The following is a 14,597-nucleotide window of genomic DNA, read 5'->3' as shown; positions in this document are numbered from 1 at the left end:
AGGTTCTCCACTCTGTCCGAGATGCCAGAGGAAGCATTATCGTGGAAGAATCCTCAGGATTGGCTACAAAAGTTCACATTCCTTGGTGGGTGCCCTGTGCAGGAAGACTTTCGTCTGATTTTGGACATTGTGACGGTATTGGCGGCAGCGGCAGCAGGTGGATTCTTGGCTTCGCTGCTGAGGCAGCCGGTGTTGCTCGGCTACTTACTGGCCGGGATCTTGGTGGGGCCCACCGGGCTGGGGTGGATCAAAGAGTTGGTTCAGGTGGAAACCCTGGCTCAATTTGGGGTGACCTTTTTGCTGTTCACCTTGGGGGTGGAGTTTTCCCTGAAAGAATTGCGCAAAGTGCGGGGGATCGCCGTTGGCGGAGGCATTTTGCAAATCAGCCTGACGATTTTGATCACGGCGGTGCTGGCGGTGGTCAGCGGCTGGTTGACGCCGGTGCAAGGGATCTTTTTAGGGGCCGTACTCTCCTTGTCTTCCACGGCGGTGGTGCTCAAAAGCCTCACCGAGACCAACCAGATGGACACTCCCCAAGCCCAAGCCATGTTGGGGATCCTGATTGTGCAGGACTTGGCAGTGGGGCTGATGCTGGCGGTGTTGCCGGCTTTGGATTGTCCCTTGCCGGAGCTGGCGGGATCCCTGGCCAGGGCCTTGGCAGAAATCGGCTTGGTGGGGCTGGGGGCGGTGGTAGGCGGGATTTGGCTGGTTCCCGGTTTCCTGCGTCTGCTGGCTCAGCAGGAGAGCAAAGAGGTGTTTCTGCTGGGGGTGATCAGCCTCTGCGTGGGGATTGCCCTGTTGACGGAGCGGCTGGGCATTTCCAGCGAGATTGGGGCCTTCATTGCCGGGCTGATGATCTCGGAGGTGGAATACGCCGACCAAACCCTGGACTATGTGGAGCCTTTGCGGGATGTGTTTGCCGCTCTCTTTTTTGCGGCCATCGGCATGCTCATCGATCCCAGCTTTATCCTCGGCCATCTGTTGCTGATCCTGGGGCTGGTGGGGCTGGTGATGGTGGGCAAGTTTTGCATCGTGGCTCCTTTGGCGCGGCTGTTTGGCTACGCTCTGCCGGCAGCGGTGGTGGTGGGGCTGGGCTTATCGCAAATCGGCGAATTTTCCTTTGTGCTGGCCAGCGAGGGGCAGGCGTTGGGGTTGGTGTCGCGACAGATCTATTTGTTGATTGTCAGCACTACAGCCGTTACCCTTCTGCTCACCCCCTTTCTGCTGAGGGGCGCTCCTCGACTGTTTTCCGGGCTACACGGGATCCCCTTCTTGGCCCGTTGGTTGGAATTGGGCGAGCGGCCTCGTGCTCTGGCCCCTGAGGCTCCTCAACAGGGGCATGTGGTGGTGTGCGGCTATGGGCAGGTGGGGCAAGATATTGTGCGCATTCTGGAAGCCCGTCGTCACCCCCTCTTGGTTATCGATCAGTCAGAACGGGTGATCCAACACCTGCGTTCCCGTGGGATCCCTTACTTGTATGGGAATGCCGCCAGCGCCTTGGTGCTGGAGAAAGCTTGCCTGCCCCAGGCCCGCGCTCTGGTCATTGCCCTGCCGGATCGCATGAGCATCCGCCTCTGCCTAAAACGAGCTCTGGAGTTGGCGCCGCGATTGGATGTGGTGGTGCGAGCTACCGACAAGGAAGACATCGAACAGCTCTATCAGTTGGGGGCCAGAGAAGTTGTCCATCCCGAATTCGAGGCCAGCTTGGGTCTGTGCAGCCATGTGTTGCTGGAATTGGGAGAACCCCCAGACATCATTCAGCAGGAGATCCTGGCCATTCGCAGCAGCCACTACCGCGATCTGCGCCCTCTCCACCCCAGTTGCCTGATCCCTGCCCCCCTCAGTTGGCTAACGCAGCAGGCCCAACCCCTATCCCCAGAAAGCCCTGCCAACAGTAGCCATGACAGCAGCCCGGCAGAATCTTCCTCGGCGTGGTGGGAACGCTGGCAGCGGCCCGTTCAGCCGGAATGGGCAGGGATCCCTGGCTCTGCCGATTGACGCACCACCCCTGCTACACGCGAAGCACTCCAACGGATTTGGGTAGGGAGTCTCCCTTGTTTTGGATCCCCGTTCAAGTTATCCTGGGAGCTGTATCAACGGTTTGTTGACAGGTTTACCGTAGATTAGCCGCGAGTTTAACTGCCCTCACCCTCTCAAGAAGACTCAGCCGGCAACCGATCCAGCAACTTCTCAGGCAAACCACTAGCTAGGCAGAACCTATGGGTATCACCATCGAAGGGGTATCGAAGCGTTTTGGCGAGTTTCAGGCCCTTCACCCCACCGATCTCACCATTCCTACGGGATCCCTGGTGGCCTTGTTGGGGCCGTCGGGTTCTGGCAAATCCACCCTGCTGCGTCTCATTGCCGGCCTAGAAAAGCCGGATACGGGGCGGATTTTCCTCACCGGGCGGGATGCTACCCATGCCAGCGTTCAAGAGCGCAACATTGGTTTTGTCTTTCAGCACTATGCCCTGTTCAAGCACATGACGGTGCGGCAGAACATCGCCTTTGGCTTGGAGATCCGCAAGGCTTCACGGGCCGAGATCCGGGCGCGAGTGGATGAGCTGTTGGAGCTGGTGCAGCTATCGGGGTTCGGGGATCGCTACCCCTCTCAACTCTCTGGGGGGCAGCGGCAGCGGGTGGCCCTAGCCCGCGCTTTGGCGGTGGAGCCGCAGGTGTTGCTGTTGGATGAGCCCTTTGGGGCCCTGGATGCCAAAGTCCGCAAAGAGCTGCGCAAGTGGTTGCGGCGCCTGCACGATGAGGTGCATGTGACAACGGTATTTGTAACCCATGATCAAGAGGAAGCCATGGAGGTGGCGGATCAGATCGTGGTGATGAACGAGGGGCGGATCGAACAGGTGGGATCCCCGGCAGAAATCTATGACCATCCAGCTACACCCTTCGTGATGAGCTTTGTCGGCCCAGTCAACGAGCTTTCTCCCCGTTCCCAACTCTCCTGCCAGCTTCCCGAGGTGCAGACCGGCCCGCATCAGCTTTTTTTGCGCCCCCACGATGTGCAGATTGAAGTTAACCCCAGTAGCAGCGGCGTCTCTGCTTGGGTGAAAGAGATCATTCACCTGGGGCGGGAGATTCAGGCAGAGCTGGTTCTGAGCGACGGCGGATCCCTGTGGGCCCATCTCAGCCGCGAGCAATATGCCAACCAACCCCTGCAGGTGGGGCAGCAGGTCTATGTGCGCCCCAAGGTGGTGAAAGCCTTTCCCGTCAAAAAAAACGACAAAAAAACCGAAATGACCGCAATGCCGGTGGGAGCTTGAGAAGCGTTGCTGCAGGCTTTGTCTCAACTGTCTTGGCCGTGGCGGCTGACCCTGGGCTATCTCTTCTTGATGTTGGTTCTGCCGCTGGCTGCCTTGATCGCCAAGTCCAGCACTGTGGGCTGGGCAGAGTTTTGGCGGATCGCGACGGATCCCGTGGCTCTCTCCGCCTATGAAGTTACTTTTGTAACCGCGTTGCTGGCGGCTCTGATCAACGGCGTGATGGGCACTTTGACCGCTTGGGTGTTGGTGCGCTACGCCTTCCCCGGCAAAAAGCTCCTAGAGGGGTTGATCGATCTGCCCTTTGCTCTGCCGACTGCGGTAGCCGGCCTCACCTTGGCGACGGTTTACAGCAGCAACGGCTGGGTGGGATCCCTTTTGGCCCCCTTGGGGATCCGCATCTCCTTTACCCGCTTGGGGGTGGGTGTGGCGATGCTGTTTATTTCTTTTCCTTTTGTGGTGCGGACGGTGCAGCCGGTGTTGCAGGAGCTGGAGAAAGATGTAGAAGAGGCAGCCTGGAGTTTGGGGGCTTCCCGCTTTCAGACCTTCCGACGGGTGGTGCTGCCCCAGATTCTGCCGGCAGTGCTCACCGGGGTGGCCCTGGGGTTTTCCCGCGCCGTTGGGGAATACGGCTCTGTGGTGATCATTGCTTCCAGCATTCCCTTTCGGGATTTGATCGCGGCGGTGCTGGTGATTCAGCGGCTGGAACAACACGACTATGCCGGGGCAACGGTGATCGGAACGGTGATGTTGGGGATCTCTTTCCTGTCGCTGGTGGTAATTAATCTTCTGCAAGCCTGGGGAAGCCGCCATGAAACCTGACGAGGTAGCAGGTGTCAAACCGAAGCCCTCAACATGGCTGTCGGGCCTGTTGATCGGGATCGTCGGGCTCTACATCGCGCTGCTGCTCGGGATCCCGGTGGTGAACATCTTCTATCAGGCGTTTCGAGAAGGGATCCCAGCCTTTCTCCATCGCCTGACGGAGCGGGAGTTGCTCAGTGCCCTGCGGTTGACGGTGCTGACGGCGCTGGTCGTTGTGCCCCTCAATACCTTTTTCGGCCTCTGTGCCGCCTTGGCCATTGCTCATCGGCGTTTTCCGGGGCGGGCGCTGCTGCTGAGCCTGATCGATCTGCCCTTTTCCATTTCCCCGGTGGTGGCTGGCCTAATGCTGGTGCTCATCTTCGGGCGTCAGGGTTGGCTGGGATCCTGGAGGGTTATCTTTGCATTTCCGGGCATTGTGTTGGCAACGGCTTTCATCACCCTTCCTTTTGTGGCGCGGGAAGTGTTGCCGGTGTTGGAGGAGGCAGGCACCGACCAGGAAGAAGCCGCCAAAACGCTGGGGGCAACCCCCTGGCAGATCTTTTGGAGAATCACCCTGCCCAACATCCGCTGGGGCCTTTTGTACGGCGTCATCTTGACCAATGCCCGCGCCATGGGGGAGTTCGGCGCTGTGGCCGTGGTCTCCGGCAACATCATCGGGCGCACCCAAACCCTGCCCCTGTTCGTGGAAGATGCCTATCGCAGTTACGCCACTGCCTCAGCCTATGCGGCGGCGGTGGTGCTCTCCTTGCTGGCGGTGGTAACCCTAGTGGCTAGGGAGTTCCTTGAGCGGGGATCCCATTCCCGCCGAGTCTTTTGACGGTTGGGTTGGGGCTAGGCAGGCTCGGTGAGGATCTCCGGCAGACAAACCTTAGTGCCCCCCAGGCCGCAGTAGCCGCGCGGATTCTTGGCCAGATATTGCTGGTGGTAGTCTTCGGCGTAGTAAAACTCAGGCGCGTCTAAGATCTCGGTGGTGATCTGGCCGTAGCCGTGGGCGGTCAGGGCCTGCTGATAGAGATCGCGGGTTTTTTCCGCCAGCTCCCGCTGCGCCGGAGAATACACATAGATGCCGGAGCGGTATTGGGTGCCCACGTCATTGCCCTGGCGCATCCCCTGGGTAGGGTCGTGATTTTCCCAAAACACCTTCAGCAGTTGGGCATAGCTGACCTGAGCCGGGTCGTAAACCACCCGCACCACTTCGTTGTGGCCGGTCAGGCCAGTACAGACCTCTTCGTAGGTGGGGTTGGGGGTAAACCCGCCGGCATAGCCCACCGCTGTGCTGAACACCCCTGGCACCTGCCAAAACTTGCGCTCTGCCCCCCAGAAGCAGCCCATGCCGAACATGGCCAGCTCCATGCCCTCGGGAAAAGGCGGCTGCAGCGGATTGCCGTTGACAAAATGCCGATTCACGATCACCATCGGCTCGGCCCGGCCCGGCAAGGCTTCTTCCGGTTTGGGCAGGGACAGTTTCTTGCCAAGTTTGCCAAAGCCAAAGAGCACCATAGGGACAGCCCGATACATTCGTTAACAGTTACCAGCCTAGCTCAGTTGGCTCCTCATGTCCCGGAAAAATCCTCACATTGGGTCAGCTCACCGATTCAAAAGCCCCCAGCCGCTTGGCCACTAGCAGATAGACGGTCATGATCCCCATCGGCACAACCGTGAAGGCTGCCGCCAAGGGAATGTTGCCAGAGGTGCCCTGAAAGGCGAGAACTGCCTGCCCGATGAAATAGCTGGAATTGCCCAGAGAATAAGGCACCACAAAATCTCCTAGCGTTAAGGAAAAGGTGAAGACCGACCCGGCCAGGATCCCTGGCAACGCGAGGGGGAGAATAACATGGCGGAATGTTTGCCAACCCTGAGCCCCCAAATCTGCAGAAGCCTCAATTAAGCTATCGGGCACTCGCTCCAAAGCCGCCTGAATCGGCAGAATCATGTAGGGCAGCCAAACATAGAGAAACACCAAGAAAATACCCAAGTTGGATACGGCCAGCGATGGCCCACCGATCCCGGGCAACTGCAAAATCTTTTCCACCCATCCCTGTAGGCCCACATGGGCGAGTAGGTAGGTGAGGATCCCTTCTTTAGCCAAGATCAACTTCCAGGCATAAACCCGAATCAAATAACTAGACCAAAGCGGTAGGAGCACCAACAAATACAAAAAGCCCTTCCAGCGAGGAGAGGCCAGTCTGACCATGGTATAAGCCAGAGGAAAAGCCAACACAATGGCAGCCAAAGTGACTGCCAAAGCCATAGTCAAGCTGCGGACAAAGATATCCACATTGGCCGGAGTGAGCAGCTCTCGATAGGTGGCCAAAGTCAACTTTCTCAGGATCAGGCCGGTAAAGGGATCCAGATGATAAAAACTTTGCAGCAGCAGCGCCAGCAGCGGCCCCAAGTAAAAGACCAGCAACCAAATGAGAGGTGGCCCCAACAGAATGGCAAGGGTGAGCGTCGGGTGACGATAGAGGAATCCAAACAGATCGGGTTTATCGGTTATCTGAGTTGTTTTGGTCATGGCCAGGCAGGCATGAAGATCAGCTTTTCATTCCCTCTTTTTGGTGTTATTGGAATTGTAGGTCGACGAGCCAATAGAATTCAACAGAATTGGGATTGAGAAAGTGCGAACAGGCAAGAGGGATTGGCTTGTCTACACCTGCCGGCGGGTATCCTTTGAGGGAAAACGGCAATCAGAAGATGCCGGTATCTTGGCGGGAAGTGGAGGGCCATCGTAGACAGGGATCCTTTGAACCTTTTGGGGGCATTGGGAGTCAGACAAAGCAAGGTTGAGAACAAGGGAGCGTCCTCTCGTGCAGGCGGCAAAGGATACATCCGATTGGGAGCTGATCCAGCGCTGCCTCAACGGCGACAGCCAGAGCTTTCGCCAACTCTACCGCAAATACCAGCAGTCGGTACGGAATATCCTCTATCCCTTGTGTGGAGCCGATCTTTTGGATGACCTGGTACAGGAAGTGTTTATTCGTGCCTGGAAAGGGTTGCCTCGGTTTCGCGGCTCGGCCCAGTTTTCCACTTGGCTGTATCGCATCTGCTGGAATGTGGCCTCAGATCAGCGACGGCGCTGCGCCCGGCAACACTCCCAAACCCAAAACCTGGCCCTCGGATCGGATATCGCTCACCCTGGCCCCGACCTGATGCACTTGCACTACCAACAGGCTCTACAGCAAAGCATGGCTCAGCTCAGCCCCGAACACAGAATGGTTGTAAACTACCCGACCCTGACTGCTTCGCAGTACAGGGCGGGCTTTCGGTAGCCCTGCAGTTGGCAAGCCAACCACGAACCTCTAGGCTGGTTCACAGCAGCCCCCAAAAGCGCAATTACATTCGCACCATTCAAATCCGCATCCCCTTCCCATCCACAGTGTCCACACTTAAACTTCTTTCCACTGCGGTAGGATTGCGCAGGGTCGGGATGAATGTGCAAACACCGGTGGCAGGTCTGCGACGTGTAGGCAGGCGGAACAAGAATCAGAGCAACCCCTGCACGCAGAGCCTTGTACTCCAAAAATTGACGGAGTTGATAAAACGCCCAACTGTTGGCCCTGCGCCGTTCGGCTTTGCTGCGTGGCTGTTGATTGACCCTTTCCCGTTCGCGCCAGCGGGACGGAGTCCTTATCCCTGTCAAGTCTTCCAGAGCAATAGCGCTGTTGGTAGCTTTTGCCCTAGAGACAATAGCTTTGGAGATGCGATGATTGACCCACACTTGAAAGCGTCTCTCCTTGCCAGACAGCCGTTGCAACAGTTGACGGCATCTGCGCCGCGAACTGCGTGTGCCCTTACTGGCTTTGCGTTGGAGTGCCGCCCTCAACCGGGAGTAGTGGTCTCGTACCTTGTTTAACTGCTGTCCATTCCAGTTGTCCCCCTCTGACGTATGGGCAATATCCGTCCTTCCAAAATCCACGCCTAGCACTCTATCCGTGCCTTGCGGTGGGGATGGCTCCGTTTCCACACAGATCTGAATAGAGTAGGAGCCGTCTTTACGCTTGACCAGAGTGGCGGATTTGGGATTGGAGCCCGCCAGCCGTTCTCTCTGGTAGTGGCCAATCGCCAGCTCAAAGCGCTCTCGACCCTCCACCGTGGTCAGCGACACCGTCCAGTCTTTCTCGCGAAACGAAAAGATACGGGCATCGTAGGTCGCAAAGCCTCTCTTGAACGCTTTGACCGGACGGTTTTTCTGTCGGGCAACTTTACGGGCACCGGCCAGCCGTCTGCAGACCTGCTGAGCCAAGTTACTGGACAAGCCAAACCGAGCGCGAATCTGGTAATAGCAAAGGGACTGGAGTTTGACTGCGTTGACTACTTTTTCTGGTGTGTTTTGGTTGACCCAGTTCAACGCCTGCACAAAGGCATCCATTGTCGCATCCAACTTTGCGGCTTGCGACTGGGACACCTTGAGCTTGCAGGATACGGTCAGGACTTGGGTCATGGTTCTATCATAACTTCCGCATTCCTCCCGACACTGACCCTACGGGTACAGTGCGGGGCTCCTGCGATTTCTAGCTGAAAATTCTCGAAGAGGCCGCTCCATTTTAATTGGATGGCTGGTTGGTATGAGCTGTTATGGTCATTTAAACAGGAATGAAACATTTCCGCCTGGCTCCCCTCTTCCTCTGAGAGAAGGGGTGAAGGCAGTGGCAGGGAGCGTTTGGGGAGTGTCTCAACCTAGCTTGAAATGACTATAACAAGGCGCTTAAATATCCAGGGCAACAATGACAGGGGCATGATCGCTGGGTTTTTCGGCCCGCCGTGGCTCAACATCGATCCAGCAAGCGGTGGCTTTCTCCTGTAGCTCACGAGACAGATAATGATGATCAATGCGCCAGCCGCGATTCCTTTGAAACCCCCCTGAGCGATAGTCCCACCAGCTAAAATGGCCGGGATCTGGGGTGAACCTGCGAAACGCATCTTCAAACCCTAAAGCCAGGATCTCCCGCAGGGCTTGTCGCTCCGGTTCGGAAGCCATGATTTCTCCCGCTTTTTGGGGATCATAAATATCCCGATCTTCCAGGGCAATGTTAAAGTCCCCGCAGAGCAGGATGGGATCCCCTTGGCTCAGGGCAACGGCGAGGTAATCCTTCAGCGTGGCTAGCCAGCGCAATTTGTAGGCATATTTTTCCGATCCCACCTCAGCACCGTTGGGCACATAAAGGTTGAGAATACGGATCCCGCGGTAGATGGCGCTCATCAGCCGCTTTTGCTCGTCCAAATCTGCCGCCGCAGGCAGCAGCGCACCAAACCCCCGTTCTACTTTTTCCGGGGGATCCCGGCTGATCAGAGCCACACCGTTGTAGGACTTTTGCCCGTAGACCTCCACATGAAAGCCCCGCTCCTGAAAGGCCGCCCGGGGAAAGTCTTCATCCACCACCTTAGTCTCCTGCAGGCAGAGCACATCCAGGGATCCCTGGCTGTCCAGCCAAGCCAAAACCTGAGGCAGCCGGGTGCGAATGGAGTTGACATTCCAGGTAGCCACTTGCATGAGGGATCCCGCTCACTCCACCAAGGTTCTTCCTCGGATTTGGGCCAGCCGCTCCGCATCCAGCACCTCCCCCTCGGTGTAGTAGCCGGCAGCTTTTTTGGCCTCGATCTCCACACGGGCATCCGCCGGGATCAGCTCTTCTGGGATGGGCACCCGCTGCAGAACCTCAATGCCGGAGTTGGTGATGGCTCGATACTTGAGGTCGCTCATGGAAATCAGGCGATCGATTCGGGTTATGCCCAGCCAATGGAGCACATCCGGCATCAACTCCTGAAACCGGATGTCTTGCACCCCTGCCACACACTCGGTACGGGTGAAGTAGGCATCAGCCCGATCCCCTCCTTCCTGGCGCTTGCGGGCGTTGTAGACCAAAAACTTGGTCACCTCCCCCAAGGCGCGGCCTTCTTTGCGCAGGTACACAATCACCCCAGCTCCACCGGCCTGGGCCGTCTTAACGCATTCCTCAATGCCATGCACCAGGTAGGGGCGGCAGGTGCAAATATCCGAGCCAAACACATCGGAACCATTGCATTCGTCGTGAACCCGCACCGCCAGGGGCAAAGCCGGGTCGGTGATGGCGGCCACTTGCCCGATGATGTACACCGTCTGGCCACCGATGGGCGGCAAAAACACCGATAGGTCTGGGCGAGTCACCAATTCTGGAAACATGCCTCCCGTCTGCTCGAAGAGGGTGCGGCGCAGCAGGCTTTCGCTCACCTGCAATCGTTTGGCGATCCCCGGCAGGTACCAGACCGGCTCGATTGCGGCTTTGGTGACCACCAGGCTGCCATTGTCTTTGAGGATCCGGCCATCCACCCGCAACCGCCCTTTGTTGACCGCCTCCTGCAGTTCGGGCATGTGGATGTGGGCCTGGGTAATGGCAATGGTGGGACGAATGTCGTAGCCCTGGGCATAGAGGGGGGCAAAGACTTCTCCCACAACCGCTCCCCAGGGATCCAAAGACACAATCCGGTCTGGATCTCCCCAGCTTGGGTGAGGGCCAATCGACACCACCGGGGCAGTATGGGTTAAATCGGCGCGGTGATCCGCCTGCAAAGAGCCACTGGCCACAGCCAATGCCCGATAGACAGCGTAGGCTCCCGCATGGGTGCCGATGACATTGCGATGGGCAAGATTGGTCAGGCTACCCACCACCGGCCCCCGCTGCAGTGGATCCAAGGCTCCCCAGCGGATCGGCTGGGCTTGCGTCCCATGAGGGGAGGGATGGGAGGTGAGAACAATGTGATGAGGACGGGAGGAAGGTTCGCTCATGGTCCTCAAATGCCTGGAAAATGGAAGAATCTGGAGAAAGCAGAATTATAGGCGATCCCCAGCCGTTTCCAGAGAGCTTGCCCCTTCTTTTGGGGTGCCTAGACAACGATTTTGGCCAAACCCAAGGGGCGGATCCCTGCCGGCGAAACCTCGACCCGATAGGGCAACATCTCTACCCCGACCTGCAGGGCCTCACGAAACAGACGGGCATAGCGGGGATCCCGTTCTTCGCCGGGGGCAAACTCGGTGCAATCGGCGCGATTGATCCAGTACATCAGCAGGGCACGCTGACCCTGTTGGCGCACCGCGATCAAATCTTCCAGGTGTTTTTGGCCGCGAGTGGTCACCGTATCGGGAAACAGCGCGCGGGATCCCTTGGCCCAGGTGGTGTTCTTCACCTCCAGATAGGCCGAGCCAGCGTCTCCTGTCAGCAGAAAGTCGATTTTGCTCTTGCCGCAGGTCACCTCCCGTTGCCGGCGGGAAAATCCTGCCAACTGGGGAAACCACCCTCGCTCCAGCCCCCATTCCACCAGGCGATTGGGCAAGCTGGTGTTGATCCCCACCCATACTCCATCCACCTGGATCATCTCCCAGGTGTAGGCCAGTTTCCGTTTCGGCTCCGGGTGATGGGAGAGGTACACAGGTGCCCCCACCTGACAGACCCCACTCATCGGCCCCGTGTTGGGGCAATGGGCGATGATCTGTTGCCCGTTTTCCAGCTCCACATCGGCCAAAAACCGCTTGTAGCGGCTGCGCAGCACCCCTCTGTGCAAGGGGCTCGAAAAGCGGTAAGGCACCGGCCCATCCCTGCACTCCATCCGCAAAGCCTCTCCTTATCGTAGGTATTTTTTCTTTAGGATTTTGGAAATCTTCTCCGGGGATCGTCTCTCCTGCGCTAGGGTGAATCATGTGTCCCAAGGCTTGGGGCAGCCTTTTACGGCTTTTTCCGACTTCATGGGAATTCTGCAGATCACTCTGGGAAGCAGTAAGATCCCTATCGCACAAGAGAGGCGTCTGCATTAGCTGTAGTCAGTGCTGCCGGAAAGAGCTGTATTGGCGATTAAACCCATTTAACACCTCTTTTTTCTGCCCTTTTGTCAAAACTTGGAGAAGAAAACCCGAATGCTGCGTCTTGATCCTGATCCCGGCTTTCAGCCTGCGGATCCCTTGCAGGACAACCGTGGGCGTGTGGCCATATTCATCGACGGATCCAATCTGTTCTATGCCGCTCTGCAACTGGGCATTGAGATCGACTACACCCGCCTGCTGAAGACGCTGAGTGGTCGGTCGCCCCTTTTGCGCTCTTTTTTCTACACCGGCGTCGATCGCAACAACGAAAAGCAGCAGGGGTTTTTGCTCTGGATGCGCCGCAATGGCTACCGCGTGGTTACCAAAGAGCTAACCCAGTTGCCCGATGGATCCAAGAGAGCCAACCTGGATGTGGAAATTGCCGTGGATATGCTGTCGCTGGTGCGCTGGTATGAGACGGCTGTGCTGGTGAGCGGTGATGGGGACTTGGCCTACGCGGTCAATGCCGTCAGCTACCAAGGGGCGCGAGTGGAGGTGGTTAGCCTGCGTTCCATGACCAGCGATCAACTGATCAACTTGGCGGATCGCTACATCGACCTGGAATCCATCAAAGACCAAATCAAGAAGACCAACCGTCCCTCCTCCGCCTACCTGTACCGACCAGGGTTCACCGCCGATGAGGAGGACGAGGGATAACTTTCCCTCCCCCACAGGGAGAAGGGAAAGCAGAGCAACGGGGGGCTTACTGGGCTTTCCAATTTGAAGGGATCCCTTGCAGCAGGTAAACCGGGTTCAGGGGGGCAAAGCGGGTGCCCTCGGCCAGGACGGCAGAGCGGGAGATCTGAACGTGATCTACTCGAACTTGCCAGCCCCGAGAACGCAGCCATTGCAGGGCTTCACTGCAGGTTTCTAGGGTAGCGAAGTTGGCCACTAAGATCCCTCCAGGCCGCAGGCGGGCTTCCACCACCGGCAGCAGGTCGCGGATCCCTTTGCCGCCGCCGCCCAGCACCACCCGATCTGGGTCGGGCAAGTTGGCCAACACTTGGGGGGCTGCCCCCGGGATCACCTGCAGGTTCTCTGGGCCAAAGCGTTGCCGGTTGCGCCGAATCAGACAGATGCCCATGGCGTTGCGCTCGACAGCATAGACCTGGAGCCGAGAAGAGAGGCGGGCTATTTCGATGGCCACCGAGCCGGTGCCGGCACCGATGTCCCACACCACGCCCTCCTGGGGGAGCTGCAGGGATCCTAAGGTGAGCAGGCGGATGGGCTGCTTGGTGATCAAGCCGGGCTGGTCGGGAAAGGTGTAGAACTGGTCGTCCGGGATCCCGACCAAAGGCCAGCGATGGGGATCTGGCTCCGGTTCTACCCGTCGCAGCACCACCACGTTGGGGTTGGAGAAGGATGAATTCTGACCTTCCTGGAGGGGCACGATCTGCTCTTGAGGGGATCCCAGTTGACTACAGACCCAGGCTTGGTAACGCACCGGCAGCCGCAGGTCGGCAATGAACTGGGCCAAGACGGTCGGTGTATGCTCCGGATCGGTGAGCACCACGATCACAGGGGATCCCTGCTTGAGAACGGCTTCCAACCGCTCCACTCCCCGCCCGTGCAGGCTGAGGATGGTCGCCTCCTGCCAGGGGATCTGCAGGCGGTTCAGGGCCAGCTGCACCGAGCTCACCTGCGGATAGAAGGCCAACCGCTCCGCTGGGAAATACTCCGTCAACAGCCGCCCGATCCCGAAAAAAAGCGGATCCCCGCTGGCCAACAAAACTAGGGATCCCTGAGCCATCTCCTGCTGCAAAAGCGGGATCCAACTTTCCACCGGCCCGGTGAGCGGGATCTTGCGGGCCGGATGATCGGCAAAGTGCCGGAGCAGATGAGGGGCTCCTGCCAAAACCCTGGCTTGGGAAAGGGGGGGGATCCCCCAGGAAGCCACAGAGCCATCCCCCGCTACCCCTACGACCGCAAGCTGAGGTGACCGCCCAGGTGCTGCCGTAGCCATTTAACGTTCGACAGGTGGGTGGTATTGGCGCATGTGATTGAGAAAATCCAGTCGCAGCTCCGCCACTTCCCGTTGCATTTCCCGCATCTCCCGAATAAAGCTGAGTTGAGCCTCGATCAGGCGGCCATCGCGCTCCCGAAATTGCTCCATCATCATGGCTTGCACTTCCCTCAGTTCGGCAAACCCAGCCTGCATATCTCGGCGGCACTCCTGTATGGCCACCTCCAGCTCGTCTCCCCGCTCTTCGTTCTGTCGAATCCGCTCCTGGTTCTGTTGGATCAACGCCCTGATCTCCTGGATTTCGGTCTGGAGTTGGGCTTCCATAGCCTGCCGCTCGGCCCGCATTTCGGCCATCTGGGCCTCAAAGCGCTCAGCCGACCGCTGCTGCTCGGCCCGCATTTCAGCCATCTGAGCCTCAAAGCGCTCGGCAGATCGTTGCTGTTCAGCCCGGATCTCGGAGATTTGGGCTGCAAAGCCCTGCCGCATCTCAACCATCTGAGCCTCAAAGCGCTCAGCCGACCGCTGCTGCTCGGCCCGCATTTCTTGGATTTGTTCTTGTTGTTGCTGAAGGTTGCGAATCAGCCACTCCTCTTGTTCTGGGGTCATGGGAAAGGTGTAAACTACCCGACCCTGACTGCTTCGCAGTACAGGGCGGGCTTAAGGCCTCCGGCCCGCTGGCGCGAACGGTAGCCCTGCAGTTGGCAAGCCA

Annotated in this window: 14 protein-coding genes; 6 read left to right on the top strand and 8 right to left on the bottom strand. The window is 58.2% G+C overall.

All coding sequences use genetic code 11. The features are described 5' to 3' along the window. The first annotated feature begins 96 nt into the window (after positions 1–96). The 4 genes from ACVWZ1_RS10415 to cysW all read left to right on the top strand — a co-directional run bounded on the left by ACVWZ1_RS10415 (position 97) and on the right by cysW (position 4,911). Positions 97–1,998 (top strand): cation:proton antiporter, encoded by a 1,902-nt coding sequence (locus ACVWZ1_RS10415; RefSeq protein WP_457466554.1) that lies wholly within the window; start codon positions 97–99, stop codon positions 1,996–1,998. Between the two features lie 221 nt (positions 1,999–2,219). Continuing rightward, positions 2,220–3,275 carry a sulfate/molybdate ABC transporter ATP-binding protein gene (locus tag ACVWZ1_RS10410; protein ID WP_457503324.1) on the top strand — a complete coding sequence of 352 codons (1,056 nt, stop codon included), beginning with the start codon at positions 2,220–2,222 and terminating at the stop codon, positions 3,273–3,275. A gap of 6 nt (positions 3,276–3,281) precedes the next feature. Further along, positions 3,282–4,094 (top strand): sulfate ABC transporter permease subunit CysT, encoded by an 813-nt coding sequence (cysT, locus tag ACVWZ1_RS10405; RefSeq protein ID WP_414408233.1) that lies wholly within the window; start codon positions 3,282–3,284, stop codon positions 4,092–4,094. Continuing rightward, positions 4,084–4,911: a sulfate ABC transporter permease subunit CysW gene (gene cysW / locus ACVWZ1_RS10400; RefSeq protein ID WP_457466557.1), complete on the top strand. Its 828-nt coding sequence runs from the start codon at positions 4,084–4,086 to the stop codon at positions 4,909–4,911. The genes cysT and cysW overlap by 11 nt, the downstream gene beginning before the upstream one ends. Positions 4,912–4,925: 14 nt before the next feature. Here the strand turns inward: cysW and msrA are convergent, their stop codons facing one another. Both msrA and ACVWZ1_RS10390 read right to left on the bottom strand, forming a co-directional pair. Continuing rightward, positions 4,926–5,594 (bottom strand): peptide-methionine (S)-S-oxide reductase MsrA, encoded by a 669-nt coding sequence (msrA, locus tag ACVWZ1_RS10395; protein ID WP_457466568.1) that lies wholly within the window; start codon positions 5,592–5,594, stop codon positions 4,926–4,928. A gap of 82 nt (positions 5,595–5,676) precedes the next feature. Then, on the bottom strand, positions 5,677–6,609 hold the full coding sequence (locus ACVWZ1_RS10390; RefSeq protein ID WP_457466558.1) for an ABC transporter permease: 933 nt from the start codon (positions 6,607–6,609) through the stop codon (positions 5,677–5,679). Between the two features lie 292 nt (positions 6,610–6,901). On the opposite strand from ACVWZ1_RS10390, the gene ACVWZ1_RS10385 reads away from it, so the two are divergent. Continuing rightward, complete coding sequence (locus ACVWZ1_RS10385) at positions 6,902–7,363, top strand: sigma-70 family RNA polymerase sigma factor (protein WP_011431900.1); 462 nt, start codon at positions 6,902–6,904, stop codon at positions 7,361–7,363. Here the strand turns inward: ACVWZ1_RS10385 and ACVWZ1_RS10380 are convergent. The 4 genes from ACVWZ1_RS10380 to sfsA all read right to left on the bottom strand — a co-directional run bounded on the left by ACVWZ1_RS10380 (position 7,318) and on the right by sfsA (position 11,675). Continuing rightward, on the bottom strand, positions 7,318–8,535 hold the full coding sequence (locus ACVWZ1_RS10380) for an RNA-guided endonuclease InsQ/TnpB family protein (RefSeq protein ID WP_457503323.1): 1,218 nt from the start codon (positions 8,533–8,535) through the stop codon (positions 7,318–7,320). The genes ACVWZ1_RS10385 and ACVWZ1_RS10380 overlap by 46 nt on opposite strands. Before the next feature lie 264 nt (positions 8,536–8,799). After that, positions 8,800–9,585 carry an exodeoxyribonuclease III gene (gene xth, locus ACVWZ1_RS10375; RefSeq protein ID WP_457444728.1) on the bottom strand — a complete coding sequence of 262 codons (786 nt, stop codon included), beginning with the start codon at positions 9,583–9,585 and terminating at the stop codon, positions 8,800–8,802. 12 nt (positions 9,586–9,597) lie between these two features. Next, a complete protein-coding gene (locus ACVWZ1_RS10370; protein WP_457503321.1) occupies positions 9,598–10,857 on the bottom strand; it encodes a GTP cyclohydrolase II in 1,260 nt (419 codons plus the stop codon). Between the two features lie 98 nt (positions 10,858–10,955). After that, complete coding sequence (gene sfsA, locus ACVWZ1_RS10365) at positions 10,956–11,675, bottom strand: DNA/RNA nuclease SfsA (protein WP_457466562.1); 720 nt, start codon at positions 11,673–11,675, stop codon at positions 10,956–10,958. 304 nt (positions 11,676–11,979) lie between these two features. On the opposite strand from sfsA, the gene ACVWZ1_RS10360 reads away from it, so the two are divergent. Beyond that, entirely contained in the window at positions 11,980–12,582 is a 603-nt protein-coding gene (locus ACVWZ1_RS10360) for a LabA-like NYN domain-containing protein (protein ID WP_414332504.1), read from the top strand. Positions 12,583–12,628: 46 nt separating this feature from the next. On the opposite strand, the gene cbiE is transcribed toward ACVWZ1_RS10360, so the two are convergent. Then, on the bottom strand, positions 12,629–13,888 hold the full coding sequence (cbiE, locus tag ACVWZ1_RS10355) for a precorrin-6y C5,15-methyltransferase (decarboxylating) subunit CbiE (protein WP_457466563.1): 1,260 nt from the start codon (positions 13,886–13,888) through the stop codon (positions 12,629–12,631). Further along, positions 13,889–14,494 carry a hypothetical protein gene (locus tag ACVWZ1_RS10350; protein WP_457503320.1) on the bottom strand — a complete coding sequence of 202 codons (606 nt, stop codon included), beginning with the start codon at positions 14,492–14,494 and terminating at the stop codon, positions 13,889–13,891. Positions 14,495–14,597: the final 103 nt, after the last annotated feature.

The sequence above is a fragment of the Thermostichus sp. MS-CIW-25 genome (genome assembly GCF_054060015.1).
The sequence above is the reverse complement of the archived record's forward strand: the minus strand, read 5'-3'. Positions and strand labels throughout refer to the sequence as shown.

Excerpts from the sequence above, each read along its gene's own strand:
- ACVWZ1_RS10410 (WP_457503324.1), top strand. The coding sequence starts at position 2,220 with ATGGGTATCACCATCGAAGGGGTATCGAAGCGTTTTGGCGAGTTTCAG.
- cysW (WP_457466557.1), top strand. The coding sequence starts at position 4,084 with ATGAAACCTGACGAGGTAGCAGGTGTCAAACCGAAGCCCTCAACATGG.
- msrA (WP_457466568.1), bottom strand. The coding sequence starts at position 5,594 with ATGGTGCTCTTTGGCTTTGGCAAACTTGGCAAGAAACTGTCCCTGCCC.
- ACVWZ1_RS10390 (WP_457466558.1), bottom strand. The coding sequence starts at position 6,609 with ATGACCAAAACAACTCAGATAACCGATAAACCCGATCTGTTTGGATTC.
- ACVWZ1_RS10380 (WP_457503323.1), bottom strand. The coding sequence starts at position 8,535 with ATGACCCAAGTCCTGACCGTATCCTGCAAGCTCAAGGTGTCCCAGTCG.
- xth (WP_457444728.1), bottom strand. The coding sequence starts at position 9,585 with ATGCAAGTGGCTACCTGGAATGTCAACTCCATTCGCACCCGGCTGCCT.
- ACVWZ1_RS10370 (WP_457503321.1), bottom strand. The coding sequence starts at position 10,857 with ATGAGCGAACCTTCCTCCCGTCCTCATCACATTGTTCTCACCTCCCAT.
- sfsA (WP_457466562.1), bottom strand. The coding sequence starts at position 11,675 with ATGGAGTGCAGGGATGGGCCGGTGCCTTACCGCTTTTCGAGCCCCTTG.
- ACVWZ1_RS10360 (WP_414332504.1), top strand. The coding sequence starts at position 11,980 with ATGCTGCGTCTTGATCCTGATCCCGGCTTTCAGCCTGCGGATCCCTTG.
- cbiE (WP_457466563.1), bottom strand. The coding sequence starts at position 13,888 with ATGGCTACGGCAGCACCTGGGCGGTCACCTCAGCTTGCGGTCGTAGGG.
- ACVWZ1_RS10350 (WP_457503320.1), bottom strand. The coding sequence starts at position 14,494 with ATGACCCCAGAACAAGAGGAGTGGCTGATTCGCAACCTTCAGCAACAA.